The following is a 20,525-nucleotide window of genomic DNA, read 5'->3' on the forward strand; positions in this document are numbered from 1 at the left end:
GAGTTGGCGTGTAGTCGCCAAACTCTCAGCAGGCGCGGTATTGGGCCCTGACGCTCGAAGAGGTTGCCCTCGTACGCGTCGTCAGGCGCGATAGACGGGCGCGCAGCCCAGCGTTTCAGGATTGTTGCTGACGATGACGACGTTGGCGCCTTCCTCGAAAAATAGCCGCGCGGAGAAGCCAAGCCGATCCCGCTGTCTGCGCCGGTAATGACCGCGACCTTGTCTTTCAATTGCATGCGATGCTGGAGGAGTATTCGGCATCAATACAACACGCTGCCGAGATTGATACTGCCAGCGCGCTCACGTGTCGCAACGACCTTTTCCTTCCCATCCTTGCGAACCCGAAGTTCGATTGTGGATGTCCGTGTAGTCAGGCCCGAAAACCGGAAGTCGCCGAAATGGTCGGTTGTGGTCGTACGCTCGCTTCCATCTGCGGAGTCGTGCAGGACAACTTCAGCGCCCTCCAGATTGCGCAGTTTGCCGTCGCCCAAGTCTTCGCAAAGGTTGCCGGCAACTAGATGGCTGAGTGCATCGTCAAGATTCTTATAAAAGACGCGAGGCTTGGTGCCCAGTTCAGGGCGAAGCACGGACAAATGCTCTTTCTCGACCATTTCCGCCAGTTGGGTGCTTGTTGCATTCACCGCTCGGAGTGCTTTGGTGGGGCACGCTTGCGCACACCGCGGCTCTTTCCAGCCGGCGTCGAGGAGGTGGGCATCGAAATTCCAGTTCTGTGGCACCTGCTCCTGTTCGTTCCATTCGATTACGCCGTAGGGGCACGTCGCAACCAGTTCCCGGCGACCCCGCGACTTCTCCGGGTCGATCACGACGACACCATCTGGGCGCTTGTAGATCGCACCATCCGCGGCTGCCTTGATGCAGGGAGCGTTATCGCAATGGTTGCATGTCTTCGGAATGTAGGTGACATCGACGAGGGTGCCTTCGCCGCGGACATGACGTTCGATACGAATCGTATCGAGGCCTTCCGGAGGCTGAGGCGCTGAATAGCCGGGGAACGAGTTCCCGGTGTGCTCGTCCTTGGTTGCCATCACACAGTTTCGACAGTTCATGCAAAGCGAAACATCGATGATCAGTGCCCATCCGCTCATGCCGCGTTCTCCAACGTCCAGTCCCATTTTTCCACCTCCACCCAGCAACTGTTGGGCATGATCCCATCTGCCGTCACACTCATTTTCCGGCCCGGCGTCAGGAGGTTCAGGCACCCCCCGCGGTCGACCGGACCGATCGAAGTCTGAACGATGTCGAGCTCGGCACACGATTCGTTGCCGCGGGCGACACCGCCCTTGACGAGTTGCGAAACGTCCAATGCGCAGATGACCGAGGCCTGGGCGTTGTACACACGCACAAGATCGCCGGAACTCAGGCCGCGAGCCGCCGCGTCTTGAATGCTCATCCGCAATACCCAGTACCGATATCCTCCGACATTCATTCGGTGTTCATTGATCGTACTGATGTGACTGTTTTTCCCGTCCGCCTGTGTATGGAAACTGTAGACCGGATGGTTGGTCACGAGTTGGAGAGGGAACGGGCGTTGAATCGCGGTGTCTCGGTTGATGTAGCGGTTTACCGCCGGCCTGGCCGGATCGATGTGCTCGATACGGCGCAGGCTGGACGGAACGAACTCGAATTTGCCGGACTGGGTGGGAAGTCCTTCACCGAACGCATGCGAGTACACGCCGGGGAGAGGATTCGCTTCCGGCAAATCCTTGGGCCGCCCTTCGGCGAACCAGCGCATGTCGACTGGCTGCTTGTCGTGTTCCGACGGAGGCGGCACGACGTGATAGCCCTTTTTCAGAAACTTCTTCCATGTGGTTTGCTTCGGCAAGTCCGTCGAATTGAACATTCGCTCGCACCACGTCAATTCGGAGCAACCACCCTCCGAGTACATTCCGCCATATCCGAGTCGCATCATGATGTCCAGGAAGATCTGATAGTCCGACTTGGATTCACCGAGCGGCTCGATGCATTTGTGCTGCATGATCATCATCCGATGATTGACCTGGCTCTGTGCATGCTGAATGTAGCCGCCGCAGTTCGCCCATTCGGAGATGTCGTCTCGCTCCAGAGCCGTGCATGCCGGCAGGATGATGTCCGCGAACTGCGCTTCGTTTTCCATCCAGATGGATTGGTTGACGACGAATTCGAGCGACGCATGACGATAGGCGTCGACAAGTCGGTTCGAGCCGGGGACCGTGCCGAACGACGACGAGCCATAGCGGTACAACATGTGAACTTTCGAATAGCCCGGCCGCGGATACGAATAGTGGGCGAACTGTCCTTCAGTCGAGAACCCTTCCCACAAGTAGCCGTCGGCATGTCCTTCCGTGATGGCCTCCGCCAGCCGCTGGCGGGGGATGGACTGCTTCACCGGATTTATCGTGATGATGTGCGGCATGCGGCAGTAGTTGTTGGCAGCGCTCGCGGTGTAATTCAGATCGCCAGAAATTCCGCCCTCGGCGTACCCAGGGAAGTAGAAATTCAGATCCTGCGGCGCACCGATCTGCAGATTTCCGAAATTGATCCCGGGCTTGCCCCATCCTTGCATCGCCATCATCATCACGACACTGCGCGCCCATTGAGCTCCGGTTTCCGTGCGGCAGGCACCGCCGAAGCCCGCACCCAAGCCGCCGGCCGCGAGGTAAGTCTTTTTCGACGCCCACAACCGCGCGAGACTACGGACATCCTTTGCCGGAATACCGGTTTCGGCTTCCTGCCACTCGGGGGTCTTGGGAACGCCGTCCTCTTCTCCGAGGACATAAGCGCGCCATTCTTCGAAGCCCGTCGTCTTCGACGCCACGTATTCCTTGTCGTAGGTTCCGCCGATCATCCATTCATGCATGATGGCGATTGCGAACGCTGAATCAGTGCCTGGCCGGATTGGCAGCCACTTGCCACCCAGCAGCTGCGCAGATTGTGTCAGGTAAGGATCGATGTGAACGAATTCGATCCCGAGCTGCTTCGCCCACAAGCGGCGTTCCGTGCCTTCGAAACCTGCATACACGCCGTTGGTCGATTCCGGATCGCTCGACCAGAATACGATCACCTCGGCATGCTCGAGACAATCTTCGGTCGTGCCGTAAAAGCTCGGCGTGCCGAGCCGTAGGCTGTTGCCGTAGTGGTGCATTGCGCCCCAATACCAACCTTCCCAGCTGATGGGGCTCATTTCGATGCGCGTATATCCGATCAAATTGCCGAAGCGCTGCATCGCGCTCAAGTAATAGTTGATGTTCCCCCATTGATGGTGGGCACCGGTGGCCATCGCGATCGCGCCCGGTCCATGCTCCTGCTTCATGCGGCGGATTTCTCCCGCGACGATGTCGAGCGCTTCGTCCCACGTGATTCGTTCATAGCCCGAGATCCCGCGATTCTGTGGATTGCGTTCGCCGTTCGGGTCGAAATCGACGCGCTTCATTGGATAGAGAATCCGCTTGTCGGAGTAAACGAGCGATTTGAGCGACAGCGCGTGCGGGCTGACGGTTGCGCGCCGCGCGGGCGAAAAACGACGCCCCCTCGCGGAGAGGGTCCAACTCGGGCCATCCTCGTCAATAAGGTCGATCGGCGTCGTTCGCACGATTTTGTCGTCCTTGACGTAGACGAACACGGGGCCGCCATTGGTCAGCGTGACGAAGCGGGTGGTTCCGTCCTTCATCTGCATACCCTTGCGCCACGATGCGGTTTTCATCGTGTTCACGAGCTGGCCGAACCACACCAGGGCTCGATCACTTCCGCCCTGCGTGATCTTGAAGTTCTTGAGCGCATCGATCAGGAACGCGTGATCGGTAGTCGGGGCGAGCATGCGGCGTGCTGTCGCCACGTCCATGAACACGAGCTCCGCATCGTTTGCTTGACCCGGGCCCCAACTGGCTGCCACCGTCCCATCCTTGAAGCGGAGTTGCCGAGCGACGCTGTTGTCCCGCAGCCGCAATTGAATCGTCCATCGGGCCGAACCGAGATGCTGACGCACGGCGGGAAACCTGCGTGCCGCGATTCGGAGCGCGATCGGCATAACCCAGAGAATGAATACGAGTAGTAGTCGTTGCATACGGGTCCTGGTCTTGAACTGAACGCTTGAGCCAGCAAAGACTGCGGTATGATGTCTCACGCGCCGGATCATTTTCGTAGAGATGATTCCAGTCGGAATCGATTTATATCGAATGATGTGTTCCGGGATGAGTGAAGTCAAGGGGATCAGGGGAATACCCTGTCATTGCACATGCGACCCTTTTCTTTAGCGCAGGCGCCTGATCATTGACGCAACACCCTGTCGAGGTATAAGAGAATGCCCAAAGCTAGTTCCACTGCGGCCAAATTGGCCGCTGATGCTCCACCGCTGCAGAAATCGGCAGCGAAGCAACCGACCGACATGTTCGACGATCGTGGCAGGACCGTCCCATGGATGGCCCGAACCGTACACCGCCTCTACGATGCTCGGGCGCAGGCGATTCTCGACCAGGAAGGCATTCCGATTGCCTATTGGTACTACCTGCGGGTGTTGGCCGAGCGAGGCGAGGTCAACCAGCTCGAGCTCAGCAAGCGCGTCGGCATTGCCTCGACTACGGCCGTGCCCGCGCTCGACAATCTCGAAAAGCGGGGCCTCGTGGAAAGAGTTCGAGACCCGAACGACAGGCGTCGATATTTCATTCGGTTGAAGGACGAGGGCCGACGCTTGGTCGACGAGATGCTGCCGCCACTCATCGACATGATTTCGGCTTCACTCGACGGGATCAGCCAGAAGGACATGCGAGTTTTCTGGAAGGTCATGCATCAGATCGAGACGAACCTCGTTCAGGCGTCCGAAGATGACGACACGATAGTGGATTGACTGCCGGCAACGCTGGCGCTGTCATTCCGCGGATGCAGGCGGCCTGCTCGTTGACTGTTTCACCGATCGGATCGAGGTGAAAGGCATTTGCTCATCGATGGATGCGATGACAGCGGCGTCGAGCGACACCTTTACCGAGCCAGTTCTCTGTGCGGCGAGCGCCGTGTCGTAACCGCCATTCAACCCGCCTGGCGGTTACGAGCGGTAGCATCCGCGGCCACGCTGGCTTTCGGCAATCAGAAGTAGTGCATGATACCGAAGTAGCCGCCTTGTTGATTGTGCCCGGGCAGCGGCTGCGAATCTGCTGTTTCGACCGGGAAGGCGGAATTCTTGCCGTTAAACATTGCGCCAACGGTGAGGTAGACGAACGTTCGTTTGGACAGACTGTAGGTGGCGCCCAGGACGCCGAGATTTCCGGTGCCGCCGCCGTGATTCACGTTGCCGTGAAACCAGCCGGCCTGCAGGGCTAAGGCCGTGGTGGCCTGGTACGTCGCGCCCAGCCACTCCTGCTGACTGCGGGTCGCACCCGAAGGATTGAAGGAAGTGGAAACCGTATCCTGTCCGGACGACGCGAGCAACTGATAGCCGGCGTAGAGCTTCAGCGCTCCCAACTTGTAGGTGGCGCCCGCCATGTATTCGCGCGATGCCGCATACAGATCGGAGAACTTTCCGTTATTGTCGCGAATTTCTTCGTATACGCCGTATGCGGCGAAATCCGACAGCGTGTACGCGAAACTTGCGCTGAACTGACGTCCACCACGGAAGTTGCCTGCCTGGTTGCCGAATCCGTCTTGCAATCGGAAGGAAAATCCGGCCCAAGTCGGTGAATTGTATGTGACGACGTTCGATCGGGGGCCCCAGGCGCGCCCAAATGCAAAGTTGCCGACGCCCGTGGCTTGTTCGCCGAACGGATCGATGTACCAGCCGGTCTCGTCGGTCAGCGACATCGCGCGACCGAACCAGATGCTCCCATATCTGTCGTCGGCCAGACCCACATACGCGTCTCGCGTAAAGATCGTGTTTGGCGGCGTCTGGCCGGTACCGGAGGTGAACAGGCTTTCGAGCTTGAACACGGCATGGAGGCCGCCTCCGAGGTCTTCTGTACCGGTGAGTCCGAACCAGCTATATCCATACTGATTGCTGCCGAACCGGTAATTGTTTTTTGACTGTCCGTTCGGCGTCGCGACGTTCGTCACGAAGTCGAGGCCGGATGCGACCCGCCCGTACAAGGTCACGCTGCTCTGTGCATACGTGTTGCAGACGCCGCAAACCATCAGCGCTGCGCAAGGTAATATCTTTTTCATATCGGAATCCTAACTGTCAAAAGGTCTCCAAACCATTACTGCAAGGCGGACCCGGACGAGAAAGCTGCTGAGCCAGGGTCGCCGCTTTCGTCTAGTTATTTTTTGCGAAAGGTCCTGAGGGCACTCGGCAGATGGCGCACGGTCGTGGCGAGCAGAATGGCGCACGCCTGCACGAGCAACTGAACCGACGGCCCCGCTCCTAGTGCGAGCACCAGCTGGCCAAGCTGTGCCATGAACAACGCTGCGACCGCACTCGCGATGACGCTTCCTTTACCACCAGTAAACGGTGTGCCGCCGACAACGACCGCGGCGATGGCTGGCAATAAGTAGTCGTTGCCGGACGTCTGTGACGCGCTGCCAATGAAGCCCGCCAGAAGCATCCCGGCGGCCGAGAAGCACACCGCCGACGCGATGTAGGCTCCGATTCGATAGCGGAGAACCCTCACTCCAGCCGCTTCTGCGGCACGTGCATTGACTCCCACAGCGACGAATCTGCGCCCAACCGCGGTTTTCCGCGTGATGACCCAAGCCGTCGCCACGAATGCGAACGCGAACAGCACATTGGCTGGCAGGCCGACGAACTGCGCGTGCGAGATCGTCTGCATGGTCGTCGGGACACTGACCGGTACGTTGCCCGTGAGCGATCGCACGCAGCCGATGAGCAGCGCGTTGACGGCCAACGTAGCGACCAACGGTGTAATCGCAACACGGGAAACTAGTGTTCCATTGACGATTCCGACAGCAACCCCCACGCACAGCGTGACGATCACGGCGGCGACGATGGAATTGAAGCTGAACCCTGCTCGTGCCATCACGACACCCGCAAGCGAGACCATTCCGATGGCCGACATATCAAGCCCTCGTTGCTGGATCACCAGGGTCTGACCAGTTGCGACGATGGCGAGGATGCCGGCGAAGGGAAGCATCGCCAGTATGGAACCACCGTTCATCGTGCCGGGCGCAACGACTGAACTGACTGCGAAGAGCAGGCCGAGCCCGAACCAGATCCACACGAACTCGCCGTGCGCCGGAATCCGACCGCGCTTGGTGTTCGACGGCAACTGTGCAGGGTCCAGCACGGCGTTCGCTCGATTGCTCATGATCTTTCTCATTTTGCTACCGCCATTTCTCTGCTCTTCGAATAGAGGGCCACGGACACCAGGATCATCCCGCCCAACAGGTACGATTGCCAGGCGTCCCCGATATCCAGAAAGGAGGTGACCACGTTGACCTGAATAATGAGGAGGGCGCCAAGCAGTGACCCGATGAAGGAACCGCGCCCCCCGAAGAGACTTGCACCCCCGATGACGACGGCGGCGATGCTCGCGAGCGTGTAGTTGATGCCCGCGCTCGGATCGCCGGTGCCGACTTGAGCCATCATTGGTACCGCTGCGACACCAGCTAGCAGCGAGCAGCCGACGTATGCCATCAGCAACGTCAGATGCGGTCGCACGCCGGCCATGCGGGCCGCGTCGATCCGCGAACCGACACCGCGGAACTCGAGACCACGACGGGTCCTGAAGAGAACCCATTCGAGCAGGATCGCAAGGACGATCGCAAGGATTGCAATCACGGGCATAAAGCCGGTCTGCGCACCGATTGCCTCGATCATTGAATCGGCGATGAGTCCGCCCGGGATAGGGCGCAGAAGAAGAGACACTGCTTGCAATGCCATGTAGGTGGCGAGCGTGGCGACCATTGGATGGAGCCGGAACGGATCGACCAACACCCAGTTCAACAACCCGACTCCGACGGCGACCACGAGTACGATTGCCCATCCCGATAGCTGATGCCCCAAGGTGGCACCGTCGTTCAGGAAAAAGGACTGTATGACGACCAGCAGCCCCATCAGCGGACCGACGGACAAATCAATCCCGCCGACAAGCATCAACGTCTGCTGCCCATAGGCGACGATTGCTAGCGTCGCTACGAGCGCGAGCATTCCGCTCAGATTTCGGGCGGATAGATAGGCTTCGTTGACGTGAGACGCATACAGGCCGAGCGCGCAGACTGCCACGGCAAGCATCACGAGTGGCGCCCAGTCTCCGGCCGCCCACTTCCAGAAGCCCGATATCTTTGATGAACCTCTGTCGCGTTCGGTTGTCGCAGTCAGCACCGCTGACGTGATATTGCTTTCGCTGACGTCCGCATCACGCAGTTCCTTTACGATGTGTCCTCGCGAGAATATGAGCACGCGGTCACATAATCCTGCGACTTCGAGGGCATCGGACGACACGACGATGACGGCCGTGCCTGCCACAGCTGCGTCGCGGAGCACTTTATAAATTTCCATGCGAGCGCCAATGTCGACACCCTGCGTCGGCTCATCGACGAGGAGGACCTTGGGATTGCTTGCGAGCACACTGGCCAGTACCAGCTTCTGCTGGTTGCCGCCGGACAGCGAGCGTATTGCCGTGTCGACGGACGGCGTCTTGATGGCGAAATCTGTAACCGCCAGTTGAGAGCGTCTTGCCTCGCTGCTCTGCCTGACCCAGCCCTTGATCGCGTCGACCGGAAGGCTGCGGATCGAGAAGTTCTCTCGGACGGAAAGGTCGCCGAAGATGCCTTCCCGGTGGCGATCTCCCGGCAGGTAGCGGATGCCTGCGCCCGCGGCCGCCTGCGAATTTTGGAGCTTCGCAGGTACGCCTTTTACTTTGACGCCGCCGCGACTTGCCGCCAGACCTGCGACCGCGCGCATGAACTCACGCTGCCCGTTGCCGTCGATGCCGGCCAGGCCGACGATTTCTCCATTGCCAACGCGAAGTGAGATATCGCTGAAGCCTGGACCGTAAAGCGACGCTACTTCGAGAACTACGCCGGTGCCTTTCGTTCCGACTTTTGCGGGGAAGTCCCGATCGAGCGTCCCACCGACGATCAGTTCGACGATCTGTTGTTCGCTCAGCCCGGCGGCCTGATATGTGCCTTGCCCTTGTCCATCTCGGAGCACGGTGAGACGGTTGGCGATCTTCTGTACTTCGCGGATCCGATGCGAGATATATACAACCGCACACCCCGAGGCTGTCACGTTGCGAATGCGATCGAACAGGCGGTCGACGTCGGCCGCCAGCAAATGCTCGGTGGGTTCGTCGAGTACGAGAACCTTGGGCTTTGCAGCCAGCGCTTTCACGATCTCGACGATGAAGCGTTGCTCCGGATTCAAGCTCGACACGCGCTCGTTCGCATCGATCGCGACATCGTCGCTCCACTGCCGGAGCAATTGTTCCGCCCATTTGACGGTACTCATCAAAGACGGACGCTGTTCGGGCGGAACGCCAAGGTAGAGATTCTCGGCGACCGTCAATTCGGGCATCAGCGCCGGTTCTTGACGAACGATTGCCAAACCCAGCCGCCGCGCCAAGTCGGGATCACCCTTCGCCGCGATTCCGCTGATCACGACACGGCCACTTTCCGGGACGAGGGCGCCCGACGCGACTGCCATTAACGTCGACTTTCCGGCGCCGTTTTCGCCAACCAGACCGTGAACTTCACCTGCGAGCACTGAAAACGTAATGTTATCGAGCGCTCGCACACCGGGAAAATCCTTCGTGACACCATCGATCTGAAGCAGTGTGCTCTGGTCATTCATGGTTCGTCCCCGTCCATTACTGTTCGAACACTGCCTTGAGCTTCGCAGGAGGAAGTGCCGAGGACAGATCGGCATCGGGCGGCGCGTTCGGATCACACTTGGGATCGAGGCCCTTGGAGCTGTCGGCGTATGCGAAGGGCAGAATTACCGGCGACTCCTTGTCGGACGCACCCTGATAGCTGGCTACCCCCTGTCGCACCGCAAAGCGCACGTAGGTTGTCGTGCCATCAAGCGTGTAGTAGGGAAATGGGGTCCCGGACTTCTTCATCGACAAATAGTGGCAATTCAGCTCGTTATCGCTCGCGATGGTCGCGACTGCCGGCACCGTAAGGTGCGCCTGTTCGAATGCTTTGACCGCGGCCAGCGCGGTCACGCCAAAGTCCGTAACGACCGCGTCGATGTGTGGGTACTGCGCGATAAGGCCGGCGGTCGCCTTTTGAGCGTCGACGGGATTCCAGTTCGTCACAACGAACTGATCATTCAACAGCTTCAATTCCGGATATTTCTTGAGCCCATCCCTAAGGCCGTCCATGAAGTTTCGGGACGGGGCTGCACCGGGGGAGCCGCCCATGAAGACCACGTTGCCTTTCTTGACAGTGGTGCCGAGCCAGTCGGCCCACAGCACGCCGATCTGCTTCGAGTCCCCGACGACGTTGACCACATAGTCGCGTCCGGGTGTCCCCGCGATCTGCGCAGAGTACGGTACGACCGCGACGCCGGCCTTCATGGCTGCGCGCATTGCGGGAAGCTGGACGGCACCAAAATCAGGAAGCATCACCAGCACGTTGACGCCTTGTGCGACCATGCTATTGATGTCGGAGTTCGCCTTTTGCGGGTCACCATTCGCGTTGCTGTAGATGATGCGTTTCACGTTCTTGCAATGACTCAACTCGTCCTTGACCTCTGCCAAGCCTGTTTTGCGCCAGGTATTGCCGCCGTACCCGTCGGACACGCCGACGACCATCGGTTTCGTACCGCAGAGCGGCGTGATGTCGCCCTGATGGTTCGTGAGGGAGTCAACGGCCGCATGTGCGGGGTGGTACACAAAGCTCGCCAAAGCAAGCAGCGCGATACGAAACTTTCCAGGCATGGCGATCCTCGGTTCAGGTGAAGGATGTTGGGTTAAAAATCTATCGGCTGTTATGAAGGTAAATTCGTCACTAAACAGCTTGGACGACTGATCGGATCCGTGCGGATTTGTCTGGCGCTTGGGTCCTATACATAACCCAACTCTCAATCTCCTCACGCCGGATGATTCATGTGAGATGATTCGTTGTCGAATCGATTTGCATAGAATGATGCGATTCGGGTCTGCCAATGTCAAGAATCCTAGGGAATCTACTTAGCGCCACACACACCGGCGCGCTGGACATCTGGTTGGTCGATTCGACCGCGGGCGCAGGTGCCCTGATCCCCACACGGATTCGCTGAAATGACGCAGTACACCGGCAACCTCGTGATAGCCGGCTAGCTGCCCTGCGAAGCTTTTAGGAGTCCATGCAATTGAGCTTGAGCATGGTGTGGGAATGGTCGGACGTTAGGAACGTCTTGGTGCGAAGCGGGCGCAGCCGCTACAGTGCGCCGCGCGTGCTAGCGGAGTGGGTCGTACGTGTACTGATTGTCGATATCAGTGCAACGGTGAATTGGCGATGTCGGTACTTACCCTGACAAGCGATCGATCATAGTATTTAGTCAGCCGTTACAGAAAAGTTCTATGTAGCGTTCCTGACAGAGTTTTAAGAGGTATGTGATCATGAAATCGTTCGTCAAGATGTCCGTTATCGCCGCGCTTGTTGCTGTGCCCGTTGTGTCGTTCGCGCAGTCCACCCAACCGCAAACTCTTGCAGAGTTGATTGCCGAACTGGCGCAACTGAGGAAGGCAGGCTATGACCCGCAGGACTGGGCCCACTATCCGGAGAACCTCCGGGCAGCTCAGGCGAAAGTCGAGTCGCAGAACAGCATGGCTCAAGGAGATGCTTCGGGATACGGCCGCGCAACTGGTGAGGCTTCGCGTTCGGGCTCCGCAACGGGCATGTAACCGGCAGGATATTGAGCTGCGGAAACCTCACCGCACTCTTGACCTGCTGTTGGAAACTCGTGCGTTGCATTCGTTTCGTTCGCCCAGGTGAGAGGCACTCGTGAAGAAGCATTTCACCGCAGGGCGAGCGCGGCGCTCGCTCTGCGAACGATGGAGCTTGAAGGAACTGGCGCGGTGGAACAACGGGTCAGCGCTATTTCGACATCGGTATGTGACCGCCAGGATCGACGCTTGAAGACGTTCGATCCAAAAGATACACCGCCCTGTATGGCCGAATCCAGGCGGCGGGACGGACGGCCGTGGCAACTCGGAGCCGTCATCTAGTCTACGATCGGATCCTCCCCGATCGGATCCTTGTTCGACATGGCCATCAGGTTCGACGCGACTTGATGCAAGGTACGCCAGAAAACGAGCATGTCGTTGGCGTTCACGCCGTCGAACGAACTGCAAATCATGCTGGCGATCTCTGGCAGCAGTTTATCCACCAAGCACTGGCCGTCGTCGGTGAGGCTAACGTAATACTTGCGCCGATCTTTCGGATCACGCGTCCGCTTCACCAAACCGCGCTTCTCCATGCTGTCCAACGCCGGCACAGCCGTCGTCGACGCGATCCCCACGCGTTTGCTCAACTCGAGCTGATTTAGTTCGCCGCGCTGCGCCAGTACTCTGAGGTAGTACCAGTGGGCGATGGACACTTTTTCCCGATCCAGAATCTTCCGCGCCTCCATGTCATACAGACGATGGAGCGTTCGCGTCATCCACGGAACGGTTCTGCCACGATCGTCAAAAACCTCTGCGGAATCTGGACCGGGACCGCGTGAGCGATCGATGGCGTTCGAACCGATATCGATTGCGGTGTCGTAAGAGCTGACCATTTGCTCATCCCTTGACGTGAGGATGCGGCCCGACGAAAGCGCGAGCACAGCATCTAACGGGCGACCGTGGTGGACTCAAGGGAATTCCCTAGTGTCCTTGACTTTTGTCATCCTTGATCGCATCATTCGATATAAATCGATTGTTGACGGGATCATCTTATCACAATTGATTCGATCGAGGTGCCATAGCCGTGCTGCGTAACCGCGGCGCGGTTTCATGCAGGGAACGCGTCTACTTCGTGGTTTTAGAAAGGAATGCTAATAATGGTGGCGACTAGTACTGCATAGAAAACGAGCAGTTGATGTCTGATTGCCGTCGGCTCGATCAATCTCGAGCCCTGCTTCACTACCTACCCCTACCGTTGAGGATCATCATGATGGAAAAACTGCCACTCTGGGAAGCCGCCAAGCGCGAAATGGAGGAATACCAGTTCATTGCCGGTGCGGAACTGCAGCCGAAGTGGGACGTACCGGAGAAGGTCGCGATCAACGCCGCTGTCTCGGGACGCTTTGAAGATACGACGTCGTTCCAGGCGTACGTGGATGAAGCGACCCGCGTGATCGAAGCCGGCGCCTGTGGTGTTCACATCGATTTCTCATTCATGACCGACGCGCAAGGACGCCGCCTCGATCGCGATATCCTGCCGGTCGAGGCGTACAAGCAGGTTATCGACCCGCTGCGGGCTCGGTTCGGCAACGACTTCGTGCCCAACGTGAATGTGTTGCACGGCACGACGTTCGATATGTGCATGAGCCCCGCTCGCGAAGGCCTGACGGAAGTCGCTCCGTGTGCGCCGGGCCATCCGGAGGCCTTCGCCGTGCCGGCGGTCGCAACGCTCGAGGAGGTCGGCGTCAAGCCCGAACTGGCCGTCCATAGTTCGGGTGAAATCGAACTCGCGAAGCGCAAGCTGATCGACACGGGTATCCTCAAGAAGCCGTACAACTGGCTGCTTCTCTACGGCTTGCCGTTCAATGTCGGCCGCACGCTGGTTTCCGGAACGTGGGTGAGCAATGCGAAGGACATGACCCAGCACATGTTCCTCATGGTCGATCAGATCCGGCAGATTGACCCCACCTCCGTGATCAGCGTATGTGCGGCGGGCCGTGCGTCGCTGTATATGACGACGCTCGCGACGATGATGGGGCTGCATGTCCGCGTCGGTACGGAAGACACGCCGTGGAAGTATCCGAACAGCGATCAGCGCCTTACGAGCAATCTTGAAATGTTCAATATGGCGCGTGACATCGCGGGTTTGCTCGGGCGCAAACCGGCGACGGCGAACGAATACCGGGCTCTGATTGGCCGGCCGGCTCGATAGTCGTCGATATTGACAGTGGTGGCGCCGCATTCGGGGCGCCTTTCGCTCTGACCGTGCAACAGAGGAAATTGATCCATGACTGATAAGACAAATAGCGAGCCGCCTGCCGTGCAGCTGTGGACCCGGGACGGTTTTTTGGGCGCACTATCGGTCGTGACGCGCTCGACCTACGCACCTGACTACTTGTCGGCAGAAGGGCCTCACGTGCCGCGTCGCGCGGTGCTCGATTGGTTGAAGCCGGACGATCATGACGATGCCGCGGCGTTTCCGACCACCGTGGCAACATCCAAGCAGGGCGTGAAGTTGCACGTCTCCGGTCGACGCAAACCCATGCCATACGTGGTACGTAACGTCGAAGCGGACGAGATCCATTTCATCCAGTCCGGTACGGTGAAATTCGAAACGGACGTCGGTTGCCTGACGGCGGAGGAGGGAGACTTTGTCTGCATTCCGCGGTCGGTGGCGTACCGTTACGCGCCCGTCGGTGACGAGATGCGCAGCGTTATCGTCGAGAGCCCGTCAGCCCTGAAATTTTCGCCACCGGCAGCTTCAGGGATGCTCAACCTCGGGCGAGACGTGACCTACGCAAAGGTCGGTCAGGACATTCCGGTGGGCGGCCCAACGAAGCTGGTTCTGAAGGCCACCGACGGAGAAAACACGGTTTTCACGATGCCGCACGACCCGCTATCTCTTGGCGTGCAGTTGTCGGAATCGGTTCCGGTGTGGAAGATCAACCTGTCCAAGATCCAGGTACTCACCTATTTGCCGGACGGCGGGCCACCGAGTCACTTTCTCGCATCCAACGCCGGGGACGTCCTGATGTTCAATCTTAGCTCGCGCCCGTCGAGTCGACCGCCGATTCATATCAACGCGGATTTCGACGAGGTGATCTGTTATGTGCGCGGACCCGGGGCGTGGGGTGGGTGTACGGAACCTGGCACCCTGACTTGGGTACCGAAGGGTGTGATCCATCATGGCCCGCCCGAGGACATCCCGGAGACTTATCAGGCATGGTTGCTGGAAACCGGCGCACTGCTCCGTTGGACGCCGAAGGCAATTGCGGCGTCGCAACTGATGGAGACGGGCGAATACGGGCCGCACCCAAGCGTCGGCAAGTAGACCAAAACGGGGGAGACAAAGTGGACTTGCGGCTTCAACAATTTCTGGACGAGGCGGAGATCAAGCGCGTCCATATTCGCTACTGCCGGGGCATCGATCGGATGGACTGGGATCTCGTTCGATCGTGCTATCACCCTGACGCTGTCGATCGTCACGGCGCTTACAACGGCGGGGTGGAAGGGTTTATCGAATGGGCGGCGGAATTGTTGCCGAACTTCGAGTGCACGCAGCACTTCACCGGCAATCAGTATGTTCAGCTTGACGGTGATGTCGCATATGCCGAGCACTACGCGCACGCGTTTCACCGGACGAAGCCGACAGATGAGCAGCCGGCAATGGACTGGGTTGTGTACATCCGGTACGTCGACCGTATGGAGCGGCGCAATGGGGAATGGCGGATCGCCGACCGGGTGGTCGTACTCGATTCCCAGCGTATGGATCCTGTTCCCGGCAATTTGGCGCCGATCGAGAACTCCAACGTCGGGCGTCGCGATAAAGGCGATCCGTCATACAGGTACGGGTTTATTTGATCCGGCCCGGCACCCGAGTTTCGGATCGCGATCATTTTACGGTTTCGAGGAAATAATGGATAAACCTTTTCGTGTGGGTATCGTAGGCCTGAGCGCTGACCGCGGGTGGGCCGCTACCGCACACATTCCCGCATTGCGCGCGCTCGCTGATCAGTTCGAGGTGGTGGGTGTGGCAAACACGAGCCTCGCGAGCTCGCAGGCGGCAGCGGCCGCTTTCGGCATTCCGCAGGCCTTCGCGAGCGTGGCTGAGCTCGTAGCGTCCGCGGACATCGATGTCGTCATTGTGACCGTCAAGGTTCCATACCATCGGGAGGTGGTATCGGCGGCGCTTGGGGCCGGAAAAAGCGTTTACTGCGAATGGCCGCTCGGCAACGGTTTAGCAGAAGCCGCTGAACTCGCACGACTCGCGGCCGAGAAAGGCGTGGTCGCAGTCACGGGAACGCAAGCGCTTGCCTCGCCTGAAGTCGCATTCGTTCGCCGGCTGATTGCCGAAGGCTACGTCGGCGATGTGCTGTCGTCGACATACAGCGGCGCAGGATTCAGCTGGGGCGAGCAGATTCCGTACGGCGACGCCTATGCAATGGATTCCAAAAACGGCGCAACCCTTCTTTCGGTAATCGGCGGGCATGCTATTGCTGCGGTGCAGTGGGTCTTGGGCCCGGTCCGGCAGGTCGATGCCGTGCTATCGCAACGCCGGAAGGTCGTGAGCGAAATCGGAACGGGGGAGAGCGTTCCGATGCGTACCCACGATCACGTAATGATCAACGCTGTGCTTCAGTCGGGCGTGCCGTTGTCTATGCAACTGTGCGGCGGGCTGCCGCGTGGTACTGGGCTATTGTGGGAAATCAATGGCAGCGAAGGCGACTTGCGCATCACGGCGGCGGTCGAACAGGCGCCGGTGATAAACATCTCACCCTTACGCGTCGAAGGCGGCCGAAAAGGTACGGACGGCTACCAAGAGCTTCCGGTTCCGGATTCGTATTACTTCGGCGTCGATGGCGCCGTCACCGCCCGCAATGTCGCGGGAATTTACAGGATGATGGGTGATGATCTGCGTACCGGCGCTCGCACGGCGCCGAGCTTTGACGACGCGTTGGGATTGCATCGAACGCTTGATGCTATCGAAGAATCCAACGCAACCGGTCGAAGGATTCAAATCGCCTGACATATTTGAGCAGATGCGTATTCAGTCGGGACGTTAGCCGGACGGGGCGCGAAGTGTATGCCAGCGAAGACTCCATCAGGTGGGATCACGTTGGCTGCTGCGCCGCGCCAATGATAGGCATGACCGGCTTTCCCCCGAGTAGGCAGCGTCGAACAGGCCCCGTCTCGCGTTGGCCGCTCGCGGTCGTTGCGGGGCGTCGAATAGACCATTATTTCGTCGCCCTTATGCGACTGCGGAAGCTAGCGTTTTCGAGGACGATCGCGACGTTTGAATTCGCTTCGCCCTCGCGCATCGGCATGTACGAAGCGAGCCCGCGGCCGTGCGCATGCTGCTCGAGGCTTCCTTAAGGAACGCGAGGAACGCGACGCTCTCCGCTACCGAGGCGTCGTGCTGTCCCATTCCGGCGCGAGCCCATGCGGATCGACAATCCGGCTGTTTTGCGTCGCCAGTCGATGTATTGCCGACATGTCGTCGTCGGCCAGCTCGAAATCGAAGATTGCAGTGTTCTGCGCGAGCCGTTCGACCTTCGATGTTCTCGAAAGTGCGACGACGCCATCTTGTTGCACAAGCCAGCGCAGCACGATTTGCGCGACCGTCTTGCCGTAGCGTGCCGCAACCTCCTTGAGCACCTCATCGGAAAAGACTCGGCCGATTGCCATACCGCAATAGCTCGTGACCGCAAGCCCCGCTTGTCTCGTGCTTTCGATCAGCTTGGACTGCTTCAGGTACGGATGGTATTCGAATTGATTGGTCACAAGCGGTATCGTCGAAAGCTTTATGGCCTCAGCCAGCAGCGCACGATTAAAATTGCTGACGCCGATGTGACGTACCTTCCCGGATTTTGCTACCGCGTTCAACGCTTCAATTTGCTCTGCAAGCGGAACGGTCGAACTTGGCCAGTGCAGCAACAGGAGGTCGATATAGTCCGTCTTGAGCTTGCGAAGGCTATCGTCGACAGAGGCCGCGAAATTTCGCGCCGAATAGTTGCTGACCCAGACCTTGGTCGTGACGAAGACCTCCGATCGGGGAATGTGGGAGGCGGCGATACATTCTCCGATTGCCGCTTCGTTGCCGTAGATTTGCGCGGTGTCGATATGGCGGAAGCCAGCATCGAGGGCGGCTGGAAGAATGCGGTAAATGTCCAGTGCCGGCATTCCATAGGTGCCGTAACCCAGGGCGGGAATGACTGCTCCGCCTGCATGAACGGTTTGCATGATCGATTATTCGTGAACGGACCGGTAGAAGGAGTATGTGGCGCGTTGACGTAAAGTCGACGGCCGGATTTGTCGAGCCGGGCTCTCGGTCAGGAAATCGGCAACCGGCGCGCCGATATCCGGCTGACACGACTATCGATGCTGAGCTTGCCGGCACCGAATGCCGAGAAACCGAGTAGGCCACCGGCCATCATCAGGTTCTTCACGAAATGAAGCATCTCGTTCAAATCGCCAAGCGTGTGATGGAAAATGAGGGCGGTTGCGATGCAATACGAAGCAAGCACGGATGAAACAGCGCGAGTTCGATAGCCGACGATCATCAAAATGCCACACGCGAGTTCGAATAGCATCGCGAAAATCAATCCTGGCCCGGCCGCTGGGAGCCCGAACGAGTCGATGTAGCTTGACGCGGTATACGGCCAGGCGAGCTTGGCGATTCCGCTGGCGATAAACCCGGCGGCGATGAGAACACGCCCAGCAAGCGCACCGATATCGCGATACAGCGACTGCGCGTCGGGCATGTCCCCGGCTCTATACCTGATCATTGGTGAAGTGACGATAAAGACGGTCAGGCTAGCCGATTCGCCCGGCACGGCGAAGTTGCATACCGATTTCGGCGATTCGTCGTTCGCCGGCACGTAACGCTTCCTCCGACGTGTGGACGGAGTAATAGCCGAGCGAGAGTTTGTATGGATGAGGGATGGCCGACGCGAGCACGAACTCTGCATCTCCACGGGCCTTGAACGTCAGCGCACCGCTCGACTCGCTGAATACGGCCAGTTCCGCGCTGAGCCATTGTCCGGCGGCCCGAAGTGAGCCGCGCTGAACACTGACCCACGCGATCTCGTGTCCGATCGGCGGCGTATAGGTCCATACCTGTTCGTCCGACAGCTTCACGTGCAGGTAGTTAATCCCGGCAGGCGCCGCGACCGGGCTCTGAATGTTCTGATGGTGGCCAAGTATGACCCTTGCCGGTCCGACTTGCGGAATACTGCTTGCAGACAGGTACTGGCTTTGAGCCGGCGCCAACTCCTGCTCGCGGGGCAATGCTATCCATAGCTGGTAACCGCGTACCGGGCCGCGGCCCGCCGGGCGTCCATCGTGCCAGACGCCGCCGCCGGCGTTCATCCACTCGACGCTACCTGCCGACATGAGCCCCGATGCGCCCGTCGTGTCTTCGTAGCGGATTTCGCCCTCGAGGAGGATCGTCGTCGTCGCGATGCCTGAATGGGGATGCATCGAGAATGCCGTTCCCGTATGGGCAGGAATCTCGAAGTAGTCGAGAAAGACGAAAGGTTTCAGTAGTTCGCCGAGATCTCCGGGGCTGAACACTCGGTTGACAGGGCCGTGCTGCGTTCCTGCCGTTCGCGCGACGATCGTTCTCGTTGCGGGAAGATGCGTTTCAACGCTGAATGTATCGTTTGTGGCGATGGAATCGTATCCTGATCGCGCGGGCGAATGGATCAATTTGGCCGTCGGAGAAGACATGGTGCTGATGTTCCCTGTCGGGTTTATGTCAGTGCAGGTTAGCCGTTGCTCGCGTGAAGAAGAAGCCAAAATATTTCGATGCGTTCCATCGTCAGGAGCGATACATATGCTGGATGGTGTTTCCCTTGATCAGCTTCGTACGTTCATAGCAGCAGCGGACGAGGGAAGTTTTTCCGCTGCTGGCCGCCGGCTGCGCCGCGCGCAGTCGGTCGTCAGCCAGACGCTTGCGAATCTCGAAGGGCAGATTGGCGTGACGCTGTTCGACCGTAGTGGGCGCTATCCGCGGTTGACGGCAGAAGGCGCGGTGCTGATCAGCGAAGCACGTGCCGTCGTGCGCGGAATGGACGGATTCAAGGCCCGCGCTCGGGATTTGTCGGGTGGCCTCGAACCCGAGCTGGCTGTGTCAGTCGACGCGCTCTATCCGATGGACCGGCTGACCGCCGCCGTCCACGCCTTTGCGCAAGTGTTCCCCGATACACCGGTGCGCCTCTCTGTCGAGGCGCTGGGTGGCGTGACGAAGCGAGTGCTGGACGGTGCTTGTCGTCTCGGGATTATCGGATCAATGCCGTTCGTTCCCGACGAGTTGGCTGCCGAGAAAGTTCTGGACGCGAGCATGGTGACCGTCGTCGCAAGCACACATCCGCTAGCGTCAATCGATCGTGTCTTCAGGACGCACGAGCTCGAGCACCACGTTCAGCTTGTGCTCACCGATAGCACGGATATGACGATCGGCAAGAACTTCGAGGTCTTGTCGCCGTTCACGTGGAAGTTGGCGGATATGCATACGAAGCATGTGTTTCTTCGGGCCGGATTTGGATGGGGGCACATGCCGATGTCGATGGTGCGCGAGGACCTCGAGTCCGGCGTGCTAAAACGGCTCCGTCTCGACAAATTCGAGCCTTCAATACCAGTGCTGCCAATGTTTGTCGTATATCGCAAGGATGAGCCGCCCGGTCCCGCCGGCGCGTGGTTCATGAAGGCGCTGAAGGACGGTGCTGTACCGCAGTGACGAAGACACACCGGCTTCGGGCTTGCTTGTTGCTCGCA

General features: G+C 59.1%; 17 protein-coding genes. 7 read left to right on the forward strand and 10 right to left on the reverse strand.

Going from position 1 to position 20,525, the window contains the following annotated elements; genetic code table 11:
• Nucleotides 1-260: 260 nt before the first annotated feature.
• Nucleotides 261-1,133 (reverse strand): 4Fe-4S dicluster domain-containing protein, encoded by an 873-nt coding sequence (locus tag O1Q03_RS01585; RefSeq protein WP_269501288.1) that lies wholly within the window; start codon nt 1,131-1,133, stop codon nt 261-263.
• On the reverse strand, nt 1,103-4,060 hold the full coding sequence (locus tag O1Q03_RS01590) for a molybdopterin-dependent oxidoreductase (RefSeq protein ID WP_269501289.1): 2,958 nt from the start codon (nt 4,058-4,060) through the stop codon (nt 1,103-1,105). Before O1Q03_RS01590 ends, O1Q03_RS01585 begins: the two co-directional genes overlap by 31 nt.
• Before the next feature lie 321 nt (nt 4,061-4,381).
• Here O1Q03_RS01590 and O1Q03_RS01595 point away from each other — a divergent pair, with 321 nt between their 5' ends.
• Complete coding sequence (locus O1Q03_RS01595) at nt 4,382-4,840, forward strand: MarR family winged helix-turn-helix transcriptional regulator (protein WP_269501290.1); 459 nt, start codon at nt 4,382-4,384, stop codon at nt 4,838-4,840.
• 236 nt (nt 4,841-5,076) lie between these two features.
• On the opposite strand, the gene O1Q03_RS01600 is transcribed toward O1Q03_RS01595, so the two are convergent.
• The 4 genes from O1Q03_RS01600 to O1Q03_RS01615 all read right to left on the reverse strand — a co-directional run bounded on the left by O1Q03_RS01600 (nt 5,077) and on the right by O1Q03_RS01615 (nt 10,820).
• Nucleotides 5,077-6,144: a porin gene (locus tag O1Q03_RS01600; protein ID WP_269501291.1), complete on the reverse strand. Its 1,068-nt coding sequence runs from the start codon at nt 6,142-6,144 to the stop codon at nt 5,077-5,079.
• 95 nt (nt 6,145-6,239) lie between these two features.
• Complete coding sequence (locus O1Q03_RS01605; protein ID WP_269501293.1) at nt 6,240-7,244, reverse strand: ABC transporter permease; 1,005 nt, start codon at nt 7,242-7,244, stop codon at nt 6,240-6,242.
• An 8-nt stretch (nt 7,245-7,252) separates the two neighbouring features.
• The gene (locus O1Q03_RS01610; protein WP_269501295.1) at nt 7,253-9,730 is read right to left on the reverse strand and encodes an ATP-binding cassette domain-containing protein; all 2,478 of its coding nucleotides are present in this window, start codon (nt 9,728-9,730) and stop codon (nt 7,253-7,255) included.
• Between the two features lie 16 nt (nt 9,731-9,746).
• A complete protein-coding gene (locus tag O1Q03_RS01615) occupies nt 9,747-10,820 on the reverse strand; it encodes a substrate-binding domain-containing protein (RefSeq protein WP_269501296.1) in 1,074 nt (357 codons plus the stop codon).
• A 663-nt stretch (nt 10,821-11,483) separates the two neighbouring features.
• Between O1Q03_RS01615 and O1Q03_RS01620 the strand changes: the two genes are divergently transcribed.
• Nucleotides 11,484-11,768 carry a DUF4148 domain-containing protein gene (locus O1Q03_RS01620; protein WP_269501298.1) on the forward strand — a complete coding sequence of 95 codons (285 nt, stop codon included), beginning with the start codon at nt 11,484-11,486 and terminating at the stop codon, nt 11,766-11,768.
• A gap of 320 nt (nt 11,769-12,088) precedes the next feature.
• Here the strand turns inward: O1Q03_RS01620 and O1Q03_RS01625 are convergent, their stop codons facing one another.
• A complete protein-coding gene (locus O1Q03_RS01625) occupies nt 12,089-12,643 on the reverse strand; it encodes a MarR family winged helix-turn-helix transcriptional regulator (RefSeq protein WP_269501299.1) in 555 nt (184 codons plus the stop codon).
• A 374-nt stretch (nt 12,644-13,017) separates the two neighbouring features.
• Between O1Q03_RS01625 and O1Q03_RS01630 the strand changes: the two genes are divergently transcribed.
• From O1Q03_RS01630 to O1Q03_RS01645, 4 genes are all read left to right on the forward strand, one after another.
• Entirely contained in the window at nt 13,018-13,962 is a 945-nt protein-coding gene (locus O1Q03_RS01630) for a 3-keto-5-aminohexanoate cleavage protein (protein WP_269501300.1), read from the forward strand.
• A 75-nt stretch (nt 13,963-14,037) separates the two neighbouring features.
• Nucleotides 14,038-15,081 carry a cupin domain-containing protein gene (locus O1Q03_RS01635; protein ID WP_269501301.1) on the forward strand — a complete coding sequence of 348 codons (1,044 nt, stop codon included), beginning with the start codon at nt 14,038-14,040 and terminating at the stop codon, nt 15,079-15,081.
• Between the two features lie 20 nt (nt 15,082-15,101).
• Nucleotides 15,102-15,611 (forward strand): nuclear transport factor 2 family protein, encoded by a 510-nt coding sequence (locus O1Q03_RS01640; RefSeq protein ID WP_269501302.1) that lies wholly within the window; start codon nt 15,102-15,104, stop codon nt 15,609-15,611.
• Nucleotides 15,612-15,666: 55 nt separating this feature from the next.
• Nucleotides 15,667-16,776 carry a Gfo/Idh/MocA family protein gene (locus O1Q03_RS01645; protein WP_269501303.1) on the forward strand — a complete coding sequence of 370 codons (1,110 nt, stop codon included), beginning with the start codon at nt 15,667-15,669 and terminating at the stop codon, nt 16,774-16,776.
• A 374-nt stretch (nt 16,777-17,150) separates the two neighbouring features.
• Here the strand turns inward: O1Q03_RS01645 and O1Q03_RS01650 are convergent, their stop codons facing one another.
• From O1Q03_RS01650 to O1Q03_RS01660, 3 genes are all read right to left on the reverse strand, one after another.
• The gene (locus tag O1Q03_RS01650; protein ID WP_269501304.1) at nt 17,151-17,990 is read right to left on the reverse strand and encodes an aldo/keto reductase; all 840 of its coding nucleotides are present in this window, start codon (nt 17,988-17,990) and stop codon (nt 17,151-17,153) included.
• An 89-nt stretch (nt 17,991-18,079) separates the two neighbouring features.
• Nucleotides 18,080-18,628: a DoxX family protein gene (locus tag O1Q03_RS01655; RefSeq protein ID WP_332112491.1), complete on the reverse strand. Its 549-nt coding sequence runs from the start codon at nt 18,626-18,628 to the stop codon at nt 18,080-18,082.
• On the reverse strand, nt 18,564-19,478 hold the full coding sequence (locus tag O1Q03_RS01660; protein WP_269501306.1) for a pirin family protein: 915 nt from the start codon (nt 19,476-19,478) through the stop codon (nt 18,564-18,566). Before O1Q03_RS01660 ends, O1Q03_RS01655 begins: the two co-directional genes overlap by 65 nt.
• Before the next feature lie 106 nt (nt 19,479-19,584).
• Here O1Q03_RS01660 and O1Q03_RS01665 point away from each other — a divergent pair, with 106 nt between their 5' ends.
• Nucleotides 19,585-20,487, forward strand: a complete 903-nt coding sequence (locus O1Q03_RS01665) for a LysR family transcriptional regulator (protein WP_269501526.1) — start codon at nt 19,585-19,587, stop codon at nt 20,485-20,487.
• The last annotated feature ends 38 nt before the right edge of the window (nt 20,488-20,525 follow it).

The organism is Burkholderia sp. IMCC1007, assembly GCF_027257875.1.
GTDB lineage: Bacteria > Pseudomonadota > Gammaproteobacteria > Burkholderiales > Burkholderiaceae > Burkholderia.

Excerpts from the sequence above, each read along its gene's own strand:
- O1Q03_RS01585 (WP_269501288.1), bottom strand. The coding sequence starts at position 1,133 with ATGGGACTGGACGTTGGAGAACGCGGCATGAGCGGATGGGCACTGATC.
- O1Q03_RS01590 (WP_269501289.1), bottom strand. The coding sequence starts at position 4,060 with ATGCAACGACTACTACTCGTATTCATTCTCTGGGTTATGCCGATCGCG.
- O1Q03_RS01595 (WP_269501290.1), top strand. The coding sequence starts at position 4,382 with ATGTTCGACGATCGTGGCAGGACCGTCCCATGGATGGCCCGAACCGTA.
- O1Q03_RS01600 (WP_269501291.1), bottom strand. The coding sequence starts at position 6,144 with ATGAAAAAGATATTACCTTGCGCAGCGCTGATGGTTTGCGGCGTCTGC.
- O1Q03_RS01605 (WP_269501293.1), bottom strand. The coding sequence starts at position 7,244 with ATGAGCAATCGAGCGAACGCCGTGCTGGACCCTGCACAGTTGCCGTCG.
- O1Q03_RS01610 (WP_269501295.1), bottom strand. The coding sequence starts at position 9,730 with ATGAATGACCAGAGCACACTGCTTCAGATCGATGGTGTCACGAAGGAT.
- O1Q03_RS01615 (WP_269501296.1), bottom strand. The coding sequence starts at position 10,820 with ATGCCTGGAAAGTTTCGTATCGCGCTGCTTGCTTTGGCGAGCTTTGTG.
- O1Q03_RS01620 (WP_269501298.1), top strand. The coding sequence starts at position 11,484 with ATGAAATCGTTCGTCAAGATGTCCGTTATCGCCGCGCTTGTTGCTGTG.
- O1Q03_RS01625 (WP_269501299.1), bottom strand. The coding sequence starts at position 12,643 with ATGGTCAGCTCTTACGACACCGCAATCGATATCGGTTCGAACGCCATC.
- O1Q03_RS01630 (WP_269501300.1), top strand. The coding sequence starts at position 13,018 with ATGATGGAAAAACTGCCACTCTGGGAAGCCGCCAAGCGCGAAATGGAG.
- O1Q03_RS01635 (WP_269501301.1), top strand. The coding sequence starts at position 14,038 with ATGACTGATAAGACAAATAGCGAGCCGCCTGCCGTGCAGCTGTGGACC.
- O1Q03_RS01645 (WP_269501303.1), top strand. The coding sequence starts at position 15,667 with ATGGATAAACCTTTTCGTGTGGGTATCGTAGGCCTGAGCGCTGACCGC.
- O1Q03_RS01650 (WP_269501304.1), bottom strand. The coding sequence starts at position 17,990 with ATGCAAACCGTTCATGCAGGCGGAGCAGTCATTCCCGCCCTGGGTTAC.
- O1Q03_RS01660 (WP_269501306.1), bottom strand. The coding sequence starts at position 19,478 with ATGTCTTCTCCGACGGCCAAATTGATCCATTCGCCCGCGCGATCAGGA.
- O1Q03_RS01665 (WP_269501526.1), top strand. The coding sequence starts at position 19,585 with ATGCTGGATGGTGTTTCCCTTGATCAGCTTCGTACGTTCATAGCAGCA.